Raw genomic sequence first — 18501 nt, 5'->3', positions numbered from 1 at the left:
ATAGCCAAACAGTAGTAATGTAGTTTAATAAGTTATTTGACTTAGAAAGCTGATTTTAATCATTAAATTAAGGGACGACAATGCAAGGTATCCAGAAAAGTTTACCTTTAGCGGTTGTTCGAGGCGAAGCGTTTGACGCAATGCCTAATGATTTATTCATTCCTCCTGAAGCCCTTGAGGTGTTTTTAGAAACATTCGAAGGCCCGCTAGATTTATTGTTGTACTTAATTCGTAAGCAAAAACTCGACGTTGTTGACTTACCAATAGAAAAAATCACCAGCCAATATTTAGCTTATATTGAAATTTTAACCGAAGCGCGAATAGAGCTTGCCGCTGATTATTTAGTCATGGCAGCCACATTAGCCGAGATAAAATCACGACTACTGTTGCCTAAAATGGCAACCGAAGAAGACGATGATGAAGATCCTCGGGTAGTGTTGATTCGTCAATTGAAAGCTTATGAAGTTATCAAACAGGCATCAGCTGATTTAGATGAACTTCCGAGGCTAGAGCGAGATGTATTTTTAGCGAAAGCGACACTCTCGCCCAATGTAAAACCAATGGTGATGCCACCTGAAGTGTCTTTAGTTGATATTGCTCAAGCATTTTCAGAGGTACTCAAAAGAATTGATGCCAACGAACATCACCATGTAAAACGCGAGCTATTATCGACCCGTGAACGCATGAGTCAGATATTAGCTTTACTATCGACCGAGCATTATGTGCCATTTACTGATTTATTTGACATTAGTGAAGGCCGAGCTGGCGTGGTAGTGAGCTTTTTAGCTTTAATGGAACTGGTTAAAGAGCTATTGGTTGATTTGGTTCAAAACGAGCCGTTAACCCCCATTTATGTCAAAGCGTTTTAAGCTGCATTGCACAAGATACGATAAAGGATGACCATGCAAATAAACATGATTCAATTAAAACAATTAATCGAAGCCAGTTTATTTGTGTTGGGTAAACCACTAACCGTAAAAGCATTAAAAGACACAGTATTAGTGAAATTTGATGTCTCTCGAGCACGCATTAAAGAATGCCTCGATGAATTACAACAAGATTATCAAGAGCGTGGGGTACAACTGGTCGAAGTGGCTGGTGGTTATCGCTTTCAAACCCAAGAGCTGTTAAGTGAATTCTTACAACCATTGTGGCAAGAGAAATCCCCTAAATATTCACGTGCGACCTTAGAAACCTTAGCAGTAATTGCATACAGGCAACCAGTTACTCGCGGTGATATTGAATATGTAAGAGGTGTGGCCGTCAGCAGCCACATAATAAAGAGTTTAGCTGATAGACACTGGGTAAAAACAGTGGGTCATAAAGAAGTGCCTGGGCGACCGGCACTCTATGCCACCACCAGTGAATTTTTATCTTATTTTGGCTTGAAAACCCTAGCAGACTTACCGTCGCTATCGGATGAAGAGTCATTGCAGGCGTTATTTGAGAAAGTCTCAATGGCGTCACAACAAACAGAAGAGTCGAACTAGATGAGCGAAAAATTGCAGAAAGTCTTGGCCCGTGCAGGCCATGGCTCCCGTCGTGAGATGGAGGCATGGATTGCTGCAGGCCGTGTTAGTGTAGACGGAGAAATTGCCAACTTAGGTGATCGCGTTGAAGCAGAAGCTAAAATCCGTATCGATGGCCGTGCTATAACCATCAAAACCGAAGATGACATTATTTGTCGTGTGTTGGCATACCATAAGCCAGAAGGTGAAATTTGTAGTCGTAAAGATCCTGAAGGCAGAACAACGGTTTTCGAACGTTTACCGACAATACGTGACTCACGTTGGGTAGCGGTAGGGCGTTTGGATATCAATACTTCAGGTTTACTGTTATTTACCTCTGATGGTGAACTAGCTAACCGTTTAATGCATCCATCAAATGAAGTTGACCGTGAATATGCGGTGCGCACATTTGGTGATGTACCTGAAGCGGCAGTTCAACGTCTTCGTAAAGGCGTGACATTAGAAGATGGTCCTGCCAACTTTGATACCATCAAAGCTGCTGGTGGTGAAGGCCTTAATAAATGGTGGCATGTGACCCTAAAAGAAGGGCGTAACCGCGAAGTTCGCCGCTTATGGGAATCACAAGAAGTGCAAGTTAGCCGTCTTATCCGTATTCGTTACGGCATGGTTGAGCTACCTAAGTCACTACCTCGTGGCGGTTGGGTTGAACTGGATATGGAGCAAGTAAACTACTTGCGCCAAGTTGCAGGTCTAGAGCCTGAAACTCGCACCATGTTAGGTACTGATAAACACAGTGTCGCTCGTGCTAAAGTGAAAGGCGCTAAGATCCGCCGAGCCGTGCGTAAGCACAAAACTACCGCAGCGCGTCCTAAATCAAACCGCCAGCGTAGTTAATACGTTTTAGTACGTGCTTGTTTGACACAAAAGGCCACACTATGTGGCCTTTTTAATACCTAAAACCTCTGCCTACTTATTAAAACACCCGTAATAAAGCATTATTAGTTAGTCATTTCGTGGTGTTTTGCTATTAATCTCATAATTCCCTATCGCTAACTTGAAACTGTGATATCTGCTAACTATATTTAATGTTGATGATTTTTTTATCAATTACGTACACTTACAGTTAAGGGAGTATTCAATGAAAAAGTTAATCGGTGCCATCTTTGTGTGTCTTATCTATGGCTGTGCTTCATCGCCAGCAACCTGGAAAGGAATGTCAGAAAGAGATATTGCAGATTGGAAAGCGATAGGCTTTGATGCAGCTAAAGCTCAAAAATGGAGTAAGAGCGGCTTTAATGCTGAACAATCACAGCAATGGAGCGAAGCGAGCTTTAATGTTGAGTCAGCAGCTGAATGGTCAAAAGAGAAATTTAATCCAGAAGAAGCGGGTACATGGAAGCAGTCAGGGTTTGAATTAGAAGATGCCATAGAAGATCGAGCTAAAGGCCTAACCCCAGTAAAAATGGATAACTAGTATCAGATCGCAAATAGTGAGTACGAAATGGCAGCACAAACCACAAAATTGCTGCCGAAATAGTCAAACAGAAAGATAATGACAATTTATGCTTTACACCAGACAGTGAGATAGCTATTATCTCGCTCGTTCGGAGAGATGGCAGAGTGGTCGAATGCACCGGTCTTGAAAACCGGCATGGGTTTGTAGCCCATCTAGGGTTCAAATCCCTATCTCTCCGCCATATTAAATACGAGAAAAGCCGTTGATTATCAACGGCTTTTTTTGTTTCTGGCGTTTGAGGGGCTTTCTGAGAGGATTGACTCAGACAATGTACCTTTATAGAGCTCCCAATAGCGTGTACTTCACACGTATCTGTTTAGCCAAATCGTTACGCGATAAAGGCTTTCCTTTTGATATTAAAGTTTCTTTGTTGACTCGTGACAGAGCACAAGCGGTTATTCGTAATATCGATGTCGCAGGCACACTGAAAAAAATCATCAATACCATAGACCATCAAACCTGTATTAATGACTTTATTCGTTATGTTGATGAAGTGATTAACAGTCTTCGCAGTGAATTTGAGAAAAACAAGTCAACCATCAGTACAAAGCCAGCAAGTTATAGCATCCCCATCAGAGACACTAAGCTGTCACAACACCGTGAAACCACGGCTGTCGCTCAAGCAATGTCCGTGGTGACGTTACATGATGCTCTAGCAGGTTTTGTTACTTCAAAAGAGAAGTCAGGCATTAGACCACTCTCTATTAAACAACTTGAACAGCGAACCTGTCACTTCATTAAATTACTGCCGACAATCGGTAACCGGTCATCAAAAAGCACCCAAGCTATTTGCACTAACGATATTACCTCGGCCGATGCCATGAAGTACCGTGATGAGCTACTCACACAGGGTAGAAGTTATAAAAGCAATAAAGAATACTTAGCGGCCGTATTTCAGTTTTTTAAGTGGTGCAAGTTAATGAACTACTGCAGCCATAACCCTTTTGAAAATGTGACAGTAGGGCAAAAGCCCAAAGTTAAAACCAACCAAGAAAGAGACCGTTGGGATACGAGTGATTTAAAAAGGCTAATACATTCAGCCGGATTTAAAGCTTCAACAGTGGACTTTAAGTGGGTTACCCGATTGATGCTTTATGGCGGCCTAAGGCCATCAGAGGCGTGTCAGTTAAAGCCCAGTTGTAACCCTCCCTTATATCGATCATATTTTAAGAGAGTTTTCTTTATTTAACCGCTCATATAGCTTGGGCGGTAGCAAAGAATGTCGTAGCAAGAAAGGGGATTAGGTTGGATGTATTCCACAAAGGGTTCACCGTTAAACACTTATAGGCCTTGAAAGGATTGACTCAGACAATGTACCTGCTTTGTACATGAGCAGAACCGCCCAAACGTGAAGTTCACATCTATTTGTTTAGCAAACTCCTTATGCAATAAAGGTTTTCATTTCTTATCTGTGGCTGAACAAATACCCGTGGTTCAGTCTTAAATAATCGACAACAGCGTGATTTTGTACCTCAGAAATGTCTAAATTCAAATTAGCACCGCCAGTCTTTAGACTGAGCTGGCAGTGCTTTTTACGACTCAATATTTAATCAACTAACATTAATCAACTAACATTAATCGACTAACGCCACACCTGATCAAATACTCGGTACATATTACCACCCAAGAATTTGCCACAATCCTCTTGGCTATATCCATTTTGTAGCATTTTATCAATCAGTGCCGCTACAATTTGGTAAGGTGCTGGAGTAGGGAAGCCCTTTGCACCTGCTGCTGCACTATAGCCGCCATCAGGGAAAACAGCAGCGCCCATTGGGGTTTGCATGATTGAGGCAGTAAAATTAATATTGGGAATATAGTCTGAACCAAAACCCACGTGATCAATACCAACTAGGTTCACCATGTAATCGACATGACGGAATAGCGCGTCTGTGGTAACAATATCTGGGTTAGACGTGTCCATAAATGCGCCAACCATATTGATTGAGCATACACCACCACTCTCTGCGATGGCTTTGATTACTTCGTCAGATAAACTACGTTGATAATTGGCCATGGCTTTTGCACCTGAGTGCGAAGAAATAACAGGTTGGCTACTGCGCTCTATAGCATCAAGCGAGGTACGTTCGCCTGTATGGCTAACATCTACCACCATGCCGTAACGGTTATAGCTATCAATCAGCTTTTTACCAAAGGCGGTCAAACCGCGATTTTCAGGTTCAAAGCAACCATCTCCTACTTCATTGCGATTGTTGTAAGCTAAAAGACAGTAGCCATAACCTAACTCACGCCACAAAGCGACACGGTCCACATCGCCACCAAATATCTGGGTGCCTTGGTGAGTAAAAAATAGCCCAAGCTTGTCCTCTTTTACCGCATCATCAATGTCTTTTGTTGTACGGATAATTTTGTAGCTGTCTGGGCGTTCTCTCATTTTATTAAGATAAAAATCTGTGCCTTTCATGATGCCATCGACAGAGGCGTCTAACGAGTCCGCAGATGGACATGCTGCAAGTACTTTAAAACCAGCAGCCTTACAACGGTCCATTTCATCGTGAAATTCTGGCGCTTCAGGTGAAGACCACTGACTGGGATATAGTGCAGAAAATAGGGTATCAATGGTCATAGAATCACGGACAATATTGACAGCTTTTTCTGATGCGGGATAAAACTGTTTACGCTGTGGGATATTGGAATAATCTTTGATTTCAAATTCAGGTAGCTCAAGGGTTTTGTTATTAGTCATAATTCGATTCCTATAGTGTTTGCGCCTTTCAACATGTTCAATAAACGCTGAACTTGTTTAAGATTTAACTATAGTAGTCTCATTATCGTTGGAGTATTAATCGTTTATGTATGATCAAATCCTCAACTACTAGGATCCTGTTAACATCACCTTAAGGACTGACATGGTTTAGTCATACCACCAGACGCCGCATGGCTAGATGATATTCACTTTCAATATCTCGATAATAGGTTGTTAGGTTTTTTTCATTAGGTGAGTCCCGCAGGTTCATCGTTAGCTGCAACAATACCTAAAGCTAGCTAAGGAGGTTTTCTTAGCAATGTGGTCATTGCTCAAAGATGATTTGTGCCAAAACGAGGTTGTTTATTACAAAAAAAATCAGCAACAAGCCTTGGTTAGTTGCTGATTTTTGGCTATTTAATTTCTATTCAGAAGAATAAGTTTCTGAATAAGAATGAGAATATAGCTCAAATAAGTTTCCAAATGGGTCTTCTAAATACACCATTTTGTAAGGCTTATTATCATCTTCTGGATGGTAGCGCATGATGTCCATTCTGACTTTGCCACCGAATTTTTCAACTCGCTCGATAACGCCTTCAAAATCATCTGTTTCTAACGAGTAATGGAAGATACCGATTTTAGTGAAGTCGACAGTATGTTTTTGTTCACGGTCTTTCATTTCAAATAATTCAAAACCGATGCCATCTGACGTGACGAGGTGAGCAATGTTGAAGCCTTTAAAACCTTCACCAAATACCGCAATACACATTCTACCAATGGCAGTTTGTTTTTCTTCTATGACCTCAGACTTACCCATAACCGTTTCAAGACCTAATGCCTGGGTATAAAACTCGACGGCTTTATCCATGTCACCAACCATAATACCTACATGACTCATTTTCATGATATTTTCGCCTTATACGTTAATTGCTAAGCTGTTGCTTGTTCGTTTTGATAGCAGAAGTATATGGCGAGCTGATGATTTAATGAAATTATCAAAATTTATAAAGTTAATAATATTATGTTATGAAGTTGACTGGACTGCAATGTAGTTAGCATTAGGAATGTTTGGGCTGGCATAAAAGCAAAAAAGCTAAGCAGACGCTTTATGCCGAGCCTGCTTAGCTTAGTTATTTAAACAATGAGCTAGCAGGTTGCTGTTAACATTGCGTAACCTAGTTCAATGTATGCATTAGCATCTTCAACCCCTTTGGTTTTTAGATGATGAGCAAAACCCAGTCTGGCACTCATTACTATCCAAAACGTGGCACTGATAAAGCCTATAATGCGCCATATATTTGATTTTGCCCATTTAAGCGCAAACGTAATTGAGAGTACATACAGCACAAACCCCGCTAGTTTTGATGATGCCCAACCATTAACGAAGGGGTATAAATTCAGTGGATTTACAATAACAAGGTAAAGGAATGTCGCGATAAACAACGTATATAAGATGTGTGGCCCTGTCTTAAGTAGCTTTATATTGACCTTGTCAGAGCCTTTCATAGTTAATAGTAAGTTAATGATAAAAAAGATAAAGGTGAGCGCGATTATTGTTAGGTGGGTATGCTTAACTATCATGTACATACTGGTGTTCCTTTTAGTATTTTTGATTTTACTAATATAGCTTGCTTGTTATTTGAATTGATATATTTATTGTTAATTATAATTGCCCATTGGTATTTCTAATTAGTAACTTGATTTAAGGTAAAGTTTTACCATCTGAGAATACGTAAAAAGAGATAATTAAGATCAGTCAGTGATAGGAATTCAAATCGAGATGTGTAGAGAATCGAATAGATGACCAAAAATAAATTAAGCGCATCATTTGTTTTTTTTGCTATATAAACAATAGTTTGCCTAGCATTGTAAAGCTCTAATTTGGCCGTTAAGGCTTTATCAATATCCGTCGCCCCCCGTGAACAGAGCAAAGCGAAAGTCGCGGGGTCGTTCGTTGGCTAAGCCCCCGATCTCTACGCCGTATTCAATACGAAAGGCTCATCAGTAATGATGAGCCTTTTTCTTAAGTTCGCTTTGTTAAATAACCTGGCTCAATTCTAATAGAAGTTTATCAAGTTAAATTAAGATTAATGTCAGCCTATCCTTATGATTTTAAATTGGTTTAATTGTATTTTTTATTGTAATTAGTATGCAGGGGTAAAGACTTGGATATTAGCTGATGTGGCATTGTCCTTTTGTATTTATAATGCTGCTCCATATAACTATTTGTCACGCTTTTATCATTAAGGATGAGAATCTTGTTGGTTCGTAGCTTAAAAATAATGATGCTATTGATTTTGTCGTTGAGTGCATACTCAGTAACGGCAGATGAGCAGTCGGTTATTTTTAATCACAAGATGGAAGTCCAAAAAGTTCAGCTCGACGTTAATATTGATATAGCAATGACAGATTTAGCTTTAGAGCTAGATGACGGTGTCAGTGCAACAATGACTTCACCTGCTACAGAGCAGCCTTTAGTTGATAATATAGATAATTTTAACTTCCTAAATGAGCTAAGAAGGGTTGTTAGCAGTGATAATCGTGCAGGCTTAGGCAAGATCCCTAACTATTACTTACTGGTTGCTTTTATGGAGCCAGTGTTATTAGATTCTGCCTCCACAGCCATTGCTACTCCAAAATTTGTTGAGCACTGGACAAGTAAAATTACCCGCTCCACTTCTCGAGTTTCAGGCTGGAAAGACGGCAATAGCCTTTACAGCCATTACCATATCCGTTTCGCATAAATTTCTGATTTTCGCTTAGTCCAACATTTGTTGGATATTTTTAGTGTCTACAATTTGCTCCTTTAATCTAACTGATAATTAAATCTCGTTAGTGATAGCTGGGTAATTGTAGCTACTGTAATTTGTGATTACAGAGATATTTATATGAAAAAATCACCCAATAAAACACCGATAAACCGTTATGCTACATGGAAATATGTGGTGTTAATTATCACCCTAATGATCATGAGCCTCAGCGCAATACCGTCTTTGTATGGAGAGAATGCAGCGCTACATATTAATCATAGTGACACTCAAACAATTGATGCAACCGACGTTGCTCGTTTATTACATACTGCAGATATTTCGACCTTAGCTATTTCACAAGAGGGCACTAATCTTGTGGTTGTACTTGATGATGACAGCCAACAATCAGCAGCGAAATCAATCGTTGAACAATCACTTGCAAGCGATTCAACCGTTGCATTAGCCATGGAGCCTGCAGCACCTGACTGGTTAACCAGTATGGGATTTAAGCCTATTAAACTCGGTTTGGATTTACGCGGCGGGGTGCAGTTTCTGTTAGATGTCGACATGGCGCCAGTTTATGCTGCTCACCGTCAAATGATTATTGATGATGTTGGTCAGGAAGTCAGAGGTGCCCGTGGTAGACAGGTTGATCAACGGGTTGAAATTAGTTTTCGAGACAGCCAAGATTTACCCAAAGCCGAGGCGTTCATTAAAGCCAGTTTCCCCGACTGGCAGATGAGCAAAAAGGCCAACATACTAGTGCTTAATCAGCGTGCTGATGCGCTCGAATTACTTCGAAGCACCACGGTTCAGCAAAATTTACAAATCATGCGCAGCCGAATAGAGCACTTGGGTATCACCGAGGCGTCAGTGCAAAGGCAAGGCGAAAACCGTATTCGAATCGAACTTCCCGGTGTACAAGATCCTGCTGCGGCCAAGCATGTTATTGGGGCGACGGCTTCTTTATCTTTCCACGCGCTAGTTGAGCCGCGTTCTGCAGTATCACTTTCTATTGCTGATGATAATGGCATGCCAATATCCATCGATAGAAAAGCGATTCTGGGTGGTGAACATATCATTGATGCCAGAGCTAGCTTAGGTGAAATGGGGATAGCTGAAGTGAATTTGTCATTAGATTCAGTTGGTGGCCAAAAGATGTCGCAATTTTCTAGGGCAAATATTGGTCAGCCGATGGCGACAGTTTATAACGAATTTATTCAAAATCATGATGGGGCTAGCATTCAAGAAAGTAAGGTCATTAGTGTAGCGACCATACAAGCGCAATTAGGTAGCCGTTTTCGTATTACTGGGGCTGGGAATTTGGCTGAAGCTCAGCAACTTGCGCTGTTGTTAAGTGCAGGCTCATTGACGGCGCCAGTAACGATTGTAGAGGAACGTACTATTGGGCCATCACTTGGGGCTGAAAATGTTAAAAATGGATTTGCTGCTCTGGCATTAGGCCTTGCATTAACCTTAAGTTTTATTGCGTTATGGTATCGGCGCTTAGGTTGGGTGGCTAATGCGGCATTATGTTTTAACTTGGTGATGTTGCTCGGGTTAATCGCGTTGATCCCTGGGGCGGTATTAACGATGCCGGGTATTGCAGGTTTAGTACTAACAGTCGGCATGGCGGTGGATACCAATGTACTTATTTTTGAGCGAGTTAAAGATAAGATGAAACAGGGATACAGTTTTGCACAGTCAATCAATAGTGGTTTTGACAGTGCTTTTGCATCTATTTGGGATGCAAACCTCACCACTATGATTGTCGCCATTGCGCTTTATTCCATTGGTAATGGCCCGATACATGGCTTTGCTTTGACCTTAGGTTTAGGGTTACTCACGAGTATGTTTACCGGCATTTTTCTTTCAAGAGCCATCATTAATCTAATTTGGGGACGTGATAAGCGTCGTATGGTGAAAATATAATGAAGTATTTATTAAATGAGAAGTTTACTCAATTTCGCTTAGCGCTATCCGGATTATCAATTTTACTCTTGCTGGTGTCAGCATTGTTTATTGGATTTAAAGGTTTTAATTGGGGTTTAGATTTCACTGGTGGCGTGGTTGCTGAGGTGCAATTAGATCAACAGTTGCAAGCAAATGATATTAAGGCGTATTTAGATCAAACCTTAGGGCAAGATGTGCAATTGATTAAATCAATGGAAAGCGGTCAATGGACAATTCGATATAACCATGAAGGCGTGAGTGACACCAGTATTGCTGAGTATTTATCACCAATCAGTGAAACCATAAATATTTTGAGTAGCAGTATTGTTGGTCCACAGGTAGGGCAAGAAATGGTCGAGCAGGGTGGTTTAGCTGTGCTTGTATGTATGCTGTTGATTATGTGCTACTTGAGTATTCGCTTTGATTGGCGTTTAGCCTCAGGAGCTTTATTGGCATTGATTACTGACATCATTATTGTGTTGGGTGTGTTTGCGGTATTTCAGTTGGAGTTCAATTTAACTGTTTTAGCTGCTTTATTAGCAATTTTAGGTTACTCGCTTAATGACTCAATCATTATCGCTGATAGAGTGCGAGAGGTGATGCGGTTAAAACCAAACGGGGAAACCGATACCATCATCAATGATGCTGTTAAAGCGACTTTTTCTCGCACCATGGTGACCTCGGGCACAACACTGGTTACCGTGTCGAGTTTATGGCTTGTTGGCGGTGCGAGTTTACAAGGATTTTCTATCGCATTATTTGTCGGAATTATCTGTGGAACTTGTTCATCAGTCGCTTTGGCGGTGACGTTACCCCAGCTATTTGGTTTATCTCCTAAAGATTATATTGTTATCCCTATTGATATCGAGGACAGCTACTCATGATCAAATAATCAAGCATGAGTGGTTGTTCGCAACTGGACCTTAATTAAATTGCCCATATAAATAAGCCCACTTGATTGTGGGCTTATTTTTGAGCGTCTAAGAATAAAGCAAGCTTAATCAGTAGGCTTTTGCTATTGATAATAACTGCGGTAAAAATTCATTATCTAATGTGGCAATCTCGGCTTGCTCACTTAACACATCATGTAAAATTTCATGGGTAGTAAGCGGGTTTGCTAATACCACTCTAAATACCGTGACGATTTCACGGTGGTATTTAGCCGGTTTTATTCTCGTACGTGAGACAAATGATTTACCTTGTTCACGTTGGTGCTTTTGAATAAAGCGGGTTAAGCGGTCAAGCAGGTAATTACAGCGCTCTACAGTATTTATATCATCATTAGCTAATGCTTTATCAATTGTTAGTTGAACAGTCTTAGGCACGTAACGGTAGGTTAAAATACATAATTCAGGCTCTGTGATGAGCTCAAAATTTTCATCTGCAGCAATGTGCGATGCGAAATAACGGGCCATTTCTAGACCGTTGTTGATTAAAATTTCATAACCGTCACCACCGATGATCTGTAAACAAGCATGCACTAGCATTGCCATGCCAGGTCGTGAGCCTTCGAGGGTTTGACTACCTAAATCTTTAGAGCCTACTCGCAAAATATACTCGGCATGATGAGCAATGGCATGTGCAAGCTCTGGGTCTTTAAATAACACCATGCCCGCACCCATAGGCACGTACATTTGTTTATGGGCATCAATAGTGACCGAGTCGGCTAATTCAATGCCATCGAGTAAATAGCGGTATTTGTTCGACAGTAAACTGGCCCCGCCCCAAGCTGCATCAACATGAAAGTGGCATTGGAGTTCAGTGGCGAGTTTTGACAGTTCAACTAGTGGGTCGATATTACCGGTTTCGGTGGTGCCAGCAACACCCACAATGGCCATTACCTTAATATTGTCATCGGCGAGCTTTAATGCGGTTTGACGCATGGCCGCTACATCGACTTTATTGTCCGCAGTGGTGGGGATACTGATGATGTTGTCTCGACCAATACCCAGTAAGTCAGCGGTTTTACCAATAGAGTAATGGCCGCGCTCAGACACTAAGATGGCTAAATCGTCATATCCATAGTGTTTCAGTGCTTTAGGTAATCCTTCACGGTTAATGCCTTTAAAATTACCATCAGCTTTTAGTAACTGGTTTCGTGCTATCCATAATGCGGTGATATTGGCCACCGTGCCACCAGAGCAAAATGCGCCAAGGGAGTAGTTAGCGCTGTGCATCCATTGCTCATAAAAGTCAGTGTCTTGGCTGTAAATTAAGTGATGCATCATCCCCAGCACTTGGCGCTCTAATGGAGTGAATGCTTTAGATGTTTCGATTTTGACTAAGTTCTGATTCAAGCCCACCATCATTTTAGATAAGGGTAAAACAAAGTAGGGCAGCGCTGATGTCATATGACCGATGAAGCTCGGCGCCGAGGTATGCACCGAGTGTGCTACCAGATTTTGCATTATTTCGTCAGTATAATCAGATACAAAACGAGGCGAATCAGGAATTTGAAACGCTTTAAAGTCAGTTTCAATAAGTGATAATGGCTTTTCTAATGCAGCAATACTCTTACCTAAAAAGCCCGCTAAGTCTTCAGAAAGTTTCTGCTCGATAATGCTTAAGGTTGAGTCAGCATCTTCAGGTACGGTAAAAATACGCAGAAGACTTGCCTCTGATGCTTGTGCTATGCGGTCGTGTTTGGTCATTAACTGGTGCCATCATTTTTATTCTTGGGCCAATAATGTGCTAAATATATTGATATAAGCGCTTTCATGGCCATTATGAGGGCTAACTTTACTGCAAGGATTATTTCGCAGCAAGTTTTTAACTCAAACTGACTATTTACTCAGCGACAACTGATAAATTGCGGCGATATTCTGCGCAGTATTCGCCAGGTTGTCATGGGCGTTAGCCAGAATATCATCCAGTGGTGCTAATGACGGAATAATAGGAAATATCGCTGTCATGCCTTGAGCTAAAATTAGCTCGGCGCCATCACCAAAGCAGCCAGCAATGCCAATGACAGGTACGTCTTGATGTATACCTTGTTGCAGCACACCCATTGGGGTTTTACCGCCTAATGTCTGGCTGTCCATGCGTCCTTCACCTGTGATGACGAGATCGGCGTCAGCGATAGCATCTGCAAGCTTCACCGTGTCAATGACGATATCGACCCCCGGCTTTAGCTTGGCATTGAGTAGTGTCATCACCCCATAGCCCATACCGCCGGCCGCGCCTGCGCCAGGAAACTCAGCGAGCTCAGTTGTCGTTGTAAGTGAATGAGTTGCACAAACCACCTTGGCAAAGTGAGCTAATGCAGCATCAAGTTCTGTAACCATCTGCTCATCAGCGCCTTTTTGAGGACCAAAAACAGCGGATGCGCCATTAGGGCCGCATAGCGGATTATCTACATCACAGGCCACCTCAATTTTACATCGCGCCAGTAACGGGTGAGCTGATGTGTTATCAATTTTTGCAAGCTCGGTTAACCCCAAGGCGCCATAACTGATAGGGTTATTTTGTGCTGTAAGCAATTTAAAACCTAATGCCTGCGCCATACCTGCACCGGCATCGTTTGTCGCACTGCCACCTAAACCTAAAATAATATGTTTTATACCTCGGTCTAAAGCGTCTTTTATTAGTTCACCCGTGCCATAACTTGTCATTAGCATAGGGTTACGGTTAGCACGTTCCACGTAATCTAGGCCAGATGCTGCGGCCATCTCAATCACAGCGGTCGCAGTTTGAGCATCTTGATTAATGATGCCGTAATGAGCGTTTACAGGAGTGCCTTCGGGGCCTGTGACTTGCAAGCTGATAATTTCCCCTTGGGTTGCATCAACCATAGCCTGCACCGTACCTTCGCCACCATCGGCCATCGGCACTTTACAATACTGAGCATCAGGAAATACTCGCTTAAAGCCTGCTTCAATGGCATTAGCAACACCTAAGGCGCTGAGGCTTTCTTTGAAGGAGTCTGGCGCAATGACAATTTTCATAGGTGTCCTACCTGTAGTAACTTAGTGATTGGCGTTTAAACCTGAGCTTATGAATAAATTAGCAGTAAATGCATGTTTGATAAATGCTTAAAACGAAGCAGCTATTGAAAAATTTTATTATTGCTATTGGATAAGTGGATATTAGCCATAAAGCTGGCTTTGATAGGGGCAGGACTTGGGGATAGGACTTAGGCCAGGAGTAAAAATGAAAATGGGCACTCATCTCATGATAAATGCCCACAAATATATAATTCAGCTGAAAACCACCAAAGTGTAAGTGATGGTCAGGCGACGGAAATTTGGTTAAACAACTGGAATAGCCAATAGCCCAATAAACCGTAGCTGGTTAACAGTGTCAATATGGTCGAAAACTTTGCCACTGGCGCAATAGGCGTTTGTTTTAAGGCTAAGTGGCACAATACAATAGAAAACAGGCTGATTGGGGCAACAATAATGCTTAAAGGCAAAATAATAATCGCCCCTGTTAGTAGTATTAACGCCGATTGCATACAAGGCACTTTTTTATTGGTTAACAACAGTGGCGCTAATGCTGCACCAAAGGCCAATAACACAGCGCCCAAATATAGAATAAATTGTGCCAAGGATTGATACTCGACAATAAAGCCAATTAACGCAATAAGCGGAAACACTAAGCTCAGTGTGACATGCTTTTGGCTAACACTTTTTTGCACGTATAAGCCTGCAAAATAGCAGCTAGCTTGCGCGATAGCATTAACGCAAGTAAAGGCCATTAAAGCAATGAAGATAAGAATGCTGTTATTGGTCATAACGGTCGAACTGGCGGCAAATGCCGGAAATGCAACCAGTGAGCTAAGCAGAACAATTGATGTTTTTTGCATAATAATTTGGCTATTTCTACTGTATGAAATCAAAGATAGTGGCACTAGCAGTAAATTTTAATCGACTATTAGTGTAATAGCTTTTGTTAATTTAGTAATTGCAGGTTATTTGTAGTTTATTGATAGCTACTGCACAAAACGTTAAATTTCTGGCAAAAAAAAGCCTGCTATATTGCGATAGCAGGCTGGTATTTTTTACTTAGTTTTATAATTTGTAATTTACACTTAACATAATCATATGTGCTGTGTAGTCATGGCTATTACTGCCAAAACTCATTACATTCCAAATGGTATCTGGTTGGATATCATTGGCTGCATCATTATCTAAGTACTTTTCAATTTTGTAGTCTAAACGGACAGCCATTTTGTCAGTGGCTTGGTATTGACCATATAAATTGACGTTGTGCACTTTAGCAAAGTAGTCACCGTAGTTGCCAGTAACATTTTGGCGAACTTGAGTCGTACTGTCAGATTCTGAATAGGTGTAATCTAAACCTAAACGTAAACGGCTATCCATTAAGTTGTTGTAACTTAAATTTGCACCGACAACATCGATAGTATCTTCGATATCCGCTTCCCAAGTTGGACCTGAGAATGTGCTACTACCCGCTTGTTGTGACTCAATGATTTGATAATTATAAAATGCATTTAGCATCACATCTTTATTAAACATGTAGTTGAAATTGATATCGTAACTGGTGTCTTTCGACTCAGTTAGGCCAATTTCAGTGTCTGTATAATCATCAAGTGCGTAACGCGCGCCAAAATCGATGGCTAATGCTTCGAGAGGGCTATAGCTCACTCGCGCTTCAACCATACTACGGTCACGATCAGCAATGTAGTACTTGCGTAATAAGTCGTTATTTTCTGAAGAGGTCCACTCAGACGCTTGGTAATCAGAACCATCACGGCTGCCAAAGCTACCTTTAACCCACATGTCCCATTTATCAAAACTGTTTAAACGGTAACGGGCCCAAACTGTGCTTTCTTCAGTGACTTCACGCTCTGAATAACTACGCTCATCACGGTTATAATCAACTCCTGCATCGAGCTTCATTCCGCGAGTAATGCGGTAATCTGCAGCAATCTTAGCTCTATGAGTCGTTTGATCGTATGGCGTGTTATAAGCCACTTGACCGTTGACATCATTGATGCTGATTTGAGTCCACTCTTCGATGTTGGTGTTGTTGTCGCGATCTGAGTAGTCGTAGCTACCAGTAACACGAACTTCACGGTTGATACGCTTAGCTGCTTTTAACGTTAAGCCGGTGATATCAACTTTGGCATCAATTGATTCCGTTGGTACGCTGTAACCATAGCCTGAGGTGACTAAATCTTGATCTTGAGTCATTTGACCAAACATCAAACGGCCACTGATAGCTGCGCCATTTTCATTGTATTGACCTAATAACGACACAATATGTGATTCGTTGTCAGGGTCTAATGACATATAACCACGGGTTTGGCCACCAAACGTTGGGTTAAAGGCATTGTCATAGCTTAACTGGGCATTATCATTTTTAAAGATAGAACCGTCATAGTTAAGGCTAGTGAACCAGTTAGCGCCTCTAAATTTAATACCCGCATTGATGGTATCAGTGGTGTAATCAACAGGCTCTGCAATCATCATAGATTGATTGAAAAAGCTACCCGATGCCGTTTTGGTGCCGGTTTTTTCTTCACGTTGATAATTCACATAAGTAGTGAATAGTGACTCAGTTTGATATTCAAACCCTAAACCTGCACGTTCACGTTTAAGTGATAATTCAAACGGGTTTAAGCTGTTACCAAGCTCAGTCATACCATCGGTAGAACCGGCAGTAACCCAGCCATCAGGCAAGGTTAAATCGTTGCCACCAATACCACTGTAAGGTGAAACTAGGCTGTTCGAATCATAAGTGGCAATAGAGCGGTAGTTTAGGTTGAAATTATATTGACCTAATTTGCCAACATTCACATCTAAACGACCATTGTCTAGGCCTAAATCGGTAGCTTCTACTTTGGCGCGGTAGCCAGATTTACCGATATAGTTAATATCAGCATCGACTTTAGGGGCAAACTCGTTGCTGCTGCCAAATGCATTGGCAGAGTGAATATCATCTTCGCTGTTATACGCAACGCCTACACTCACACTACCGGTTACGCCAGTTTCTACAGCACAACCTTTACAAACCCACTTGTCATATTTGACTTTGTCTGTGTTGGCATTACCGACACCGTAACCATCAGCGGCCATTGCAAAGCCTGCATTGGCTACTAGCGCTAAGGTGATTAAGTTCAGTTTAAATTTCATAGTCGTACATCCTTAACGCTGAAGTAATTTGCCAGAAGGGTGGTTTGAACCATGTACTTGGCTATGACAATTTAAACAACTGCGGCCACCAGTAAAGGCATTATCACCAACATTAGAACCCATTCCTGTGTTGCCTAAGTAAGCATTGCTAGCATGACCATCGCTGGCATGACATTGCTGACATAGCTGAGGAGCACGAGTTTTTAGCATTCCTTCGTTAACTGAACCATGTGGGTTATGACAACTTACACAGTTTTCTGTCACTGGTGCGTGTTCCCAAAGTTTTGGACCACGTTTTTCAGCATGACATGAGTAACATGTTTCATTGACACTTGGTTTAACAAGATCTGAATCAGCCATGCTGCCATGTGGGTTATGACAATCACTACAGGTCATTTGGTCAAACTTCATTGGATGACTTGAGCGTTTGTTCATGTCGGTTTTAACTTTAACATGACAACTAGTACAGACTTCCATTTCAGTCTTTTTAGACAAAATAGGGTCATTTGCAGTATGAACATTATGACAAGATGCACAAGCAACATCAGCATTATCATGATGGCTAGTGTTCCAAGACATACGCTTGTCGTCTAAGTGACAGCCCATACAAACACTGTTTTGCTTTTCAGGTGCTAAGGTTGAGTTAGGGCCAAAAGCAATCATTGGCTCATTACCACCACGGTTATGCTTACCCATTGGGCCATGACACGCTTCACATTGAAGGCCAGCCATTGGGCTTTTTGATGAGTCAATTGCGCCATGAACACCTTTAAAGATATCCATTACTTTTTCTGAACGCTTATGACACATTAAGCATGAGTCAGCGCCTTTAGGTGAATAACTACCTTCTTCGAACTTTTTATCAAGTACGGCTTCAACTTCGTCAGGTGTCATTTTTGCATCCCACTTCGACGCATAAGCCGAGTGAGACATCCCAAGCGATAGCAAAACAACTGCCATAAATGTCGGGATTAAAGTGTTTAATTTCATTTTGATTTTCATAGTGAGG

The 18501-nt window shown here is 41.5% G+C and carries 16 protein-coding genes and 1 tRNA gene; 9 read left to right on the top strand and 8 right to left on the bottom strand.

The window, feature by feature from the left end; genetic code table 11:
* The first annotated feature begins 80 nt into the window (after positions 1–80).
* From Q4546_RS03475 to Q4546_RS03450, 6 genes are all read left to right on the top strand, one after another.
* Positions 81–869: a ScpA family protein gene (locus Q4546_RS03475; RefSeq protein ID WP_076537092.1), complete on the top strand. Its 789-nt coding sequence runs from the start codon at positions 81–83 to the stop codon at positions 867–869.
* Positions 870–902: 33 nt separating this feature from the next.
* Entirely contained in the window at positions 903–1490 is a 588-nt protein-coding gene (gene scpB, locus Q4546_RS03470; RefSeq protein WP_102437419.1) for an SMC-Scp complex subunit ScpB, read from the top strand.
* Positions 1491–2363, top strand: coding sequence for a 23S rRNA pseudouridine(2605) synthase RluB (gene rluB, locus Q4546_RS03465; protein ID WP_076537086.1), 873 nt, complete (start codon positions 1491–1493; stop codon positions 2361–2363). It begins immediately after the preceding gene.
* A 244-nt stretch (positions 2364–2607) separates the two neighbouring features.
* Positions 2608–2943 (top strand): hypothetical protein, encoded by a 336-nt coding sequence (locus Q4546_RS03460; RefSeq protein WP_102437417.1) that lies wholly within the window; start codon positions 2608–2610, stop codon positions 2941–2943.
* Positions 2944–3075: 132 nt separating this feature from the next.
* Positions 3076–3166: transfer RNA gene (locus Q4546_RS03455), tRNA-Ser, on the top strand.
* Between the two features lie 87 nt (positions 3167–3253).
* Complete coding sequence (locus tag Q4546_RS03450) at positions 3254–4174, top strand: hypothetical protein (protein ID WP_303445686.1); 921 nt, start codon at positions 3254–3256, stop codon at positions 4172–4174.
* 393 nt (positions 4175–4567) lie between these two features.
* Here Q4546_RS03450 and Q4546_RS03445 read toward each other — a convergent pair whose 3' ends face one another.
* The 3 genes from Q4546_RS03445 to Q4546_RS03435 all read right to left on the bottom strand — a co-directional run bounded on the left by Q4546_RS03445 (position 4568) and on the right by Q4546_RS03435 (position 7273).
* Positions 4568–5692, bottom strand: coding sequence for a dipeptidase (locus Q4546_RS03445; protein WP_102436120.1), 1125 nt, complete (start codon positions 5690–5692; stop codon positions 4568–4570).
* A gap of 424 nt (positions 5693–6116) precedes the next feature.
* On the bottom strand, positions 6117–6596 hold the full coding sequence (locus tag Q4546_RS03440) for a VOC family protein (RefSeq protein WP_303445685.1): 480 nt from the start codon (positions 6594–6596) through the stop codon (positions 6117–6119).
* 242 nt (positions 6597–6838) lie between these two features.
* Positions 6839–7273, bottom strand: coding sequence for a SirB2 family protein (locus Q4546_RS03435; RefSeq protein WP_277869077.1), 435 nt, complete (start codon positions 7271–7273; stop codon positions 6839–6841).
* Positions 7274–7950: 677 nt separating this feature from the next.
* Here Q4546_RS03435 and Q4546_RS03430 point away from each other — a divergent pair.
* The 3 genes from Q4546_RS03430 (at position 7951) to secF (ending at position 11279) form a co-directional block, all read left to right on the top strand.
* A complete protein-coding gene (locus tag Q4546_RS03430) occupies positions 7951–8436 on the top strand; it encodes a hypothetical protein (protein ID WP_303445684.1) in 486 nt (161 codons plus the stop codon).
* 144 nt (positions 8437–8580) lie between these two features.
* Positions 8581–10374 (top strand): protein translocase subunit SecD, encoded by a 1794-nt coding sequence (gene secD, locus Q4546_RS03425; RefSeq protein ID WP_303445683.1) that lies wholly within the window; start codon positions 8581–8583, stop codon positions 10372–10374.
* Positions 10374–11279, top strand: coding sequence for a protein translocase subunit SecF (gene secF, locus Q4546_RS03420; protein WP_102436110.1), 906 nt, complete (start codon positions 10374–10376; stop codon positions 11277–11279). The genes secD and secF overlap by 1 nt, the downstream gene beginning before the upstream one ends.
* Positions 11280–11396: 117 nt before the next feature.
* On the opposite strand, the gene panP is transcribed toward secF, so the two are convergent.
* From panP to Q4546_RS03395, 5 genes are all read right to left on the bottom strand, one after another.
* On the bottom strand, positions 11397–13046 hold the full coding sequence (panP, locus tag Q4546_RS03415; protein ID WP_102476376.1) for a pyridoxal-dependent aspartate 1-decarboxylase PanP: 1650 nt from the start codon (positions 13044–13046) through the stop codon (positions 11397–11399).
* 132 nt (positions 13047–13178) lie between these two features.
* Complete coding sequence (locus tag Q4546_RS03410; RefSeq protein ID WP_303445682.1) at positions 13179–14339, bottom strand: glycerate kinase; 1161 nt, start codon at positions 14337–14339, stop codon at positions 13179–13181.
* Positions 14340–14623: 284 nt separating this feature from the next.
* Entirely contained in the window at positions 14624–15199 is a 576-nt protein-coding gene (locus Q4546_RS03405; RefSeq protein WP_303445681.1) for a hypothetical protein, read from the bottom strand.
* Between the two features lie 205 nt (positions 15200–15404).
* A complete protein-coding gene (locus Q4546_RS03400) occupies positions 15405–17492 on the bottom strand; it encodes an MtrB/PioB family decaheme-associated outer membrane protein (RefSeq protein WP_303445680.1) in 2088 nt (695 codons plus the stop codon).
* A gap of 12 nt (positions 17493–17504) precedes the next feature.
* The gene (locus tag Q4546_RS03395) at positions 17505–18494 is read right to left on the bottom strand and encodes a DmsE family decaheme c-type cytochrome (RefSeq protein ID WP_303445679.1); all 990 of its coding nucleotides are present in this window, start codon (positions 18492–18494) and stop codon (positions 17505–17507) included.
* Positions 18495–18501: the final 7 nt, after the last annotated feature.

The organism is Shewanella sp. 4_MG-2023, from assembly GCF_030548015.1.
Classification (GTDB): Bacteria; Pseudomonadota; Gammaproteobacteria; order Enterobacterales; family Shewanellaceae; genus Shewanella.
This window is presented reverse-complemented; position numbering and strand designations above follow the sequence as displayed.

Bases quoted from the DNA above. Each gene is read 5' to 3' on its own strand.
- Q4546_RS03410 (WP_303445682.1), bottom strand. From the start codon at position 14,339: ATGAAAATTGTCATTGCGCCAGACTCCTTCAAAGAAAGCCTCAGCGCC.
- panP (WP_102476376.1), bottom strand. From the start codon at position 13,046: ATGACCAAACACGACCGCATAGCACAAGCATCAGAGGCAAGTCTTCTG.
- Q4546_RS03475 (WP_076537092.1), top strand. From the start codon at position 81: ATGCAAGGTATCCAGAAAAGTTTACCTTTAGCGGTTGTTCGAGGCGAA.
- Q4546_RS03400 (WP_303445680.1), bottom strand. From the start codon at position 17,492: ATGAAATTTAAACTGAACTTAATCACCTTAGCGCTAGTAGCCAATGCA.
- Q4546_RS03395 (WP_303445679.1), bottom strand. From the start codon at position 18,494: ATGAAAATCAAAATGAAATTAAACACTTTAATCCCGACATTTATGGCA.
- Q4546_RS03450 (WP_303445686.1), top strand. From the start codon at position 3,254: ATGTACCTTTATAGAGCTCCCAATAGCGTGTACTTCACACGTATCTGT.
- secD (WP_303445683.1), top strand. From the start codon at position 8,581: ATGAAAAAATCACCCAATAAAACACCGATAAACCGTTATGCTACATGG.
- Q4546_RS03440 (WP_303445685.1), bottom strand. From the start codon at position 6,596: ATGAAAATGAGTCATGTAGGTATTATGGTTGGTGACATGGATAAAGCC.
- Q4546_RS03405 (WP_303445681.1), bottom strand. From the start codon at position 15,199: ATGCAAAAAACATCAATTGTTCTGCTTAGCTCACTGGTTGCATTTCCG.
- Q4546_RS03435 (WP_277869077.1), bottom strand. From the start codon at position 7,273: ATGATAGTTAAGCATACCCACCTAACAATAATCGCGCTCACCTTTATC.
- scpB (WP_102437419.1), top strand. From the start codon at position 903: ATGCAAATAAACATGATTCAATTAAAACAATTAATCGAAGCCAGTTTA.
- Q4546_RS03445 (WP_102436120.1), bottom strand. From the start codon at position 5,692: ATGACTAATAACAAAACCCTTGAGCTACCTGAATTTGAAATCAAAGAT.
- secF (WP_102436110.1), top strand. From the start codon at position 10,374: ATGAAGTATTTATTAAATGAGAAGTTTACTCAATTTCGCTTAGCGCTA.
- rluB (WP_076537086.1), top strand. From the start codon at position 1,491: ATGAGCGAAAAATTGCAGAAAGTCTTGGCCCGTGCAGGCCATGGCTCC.
- Q4546_RS03460 (WP_102437417.1), top strand. From the start codon at position 2,608: ATGAAAAAGTTAATCGGTGCCATCTTTGTGTGTCTTATCTATGGCTGT.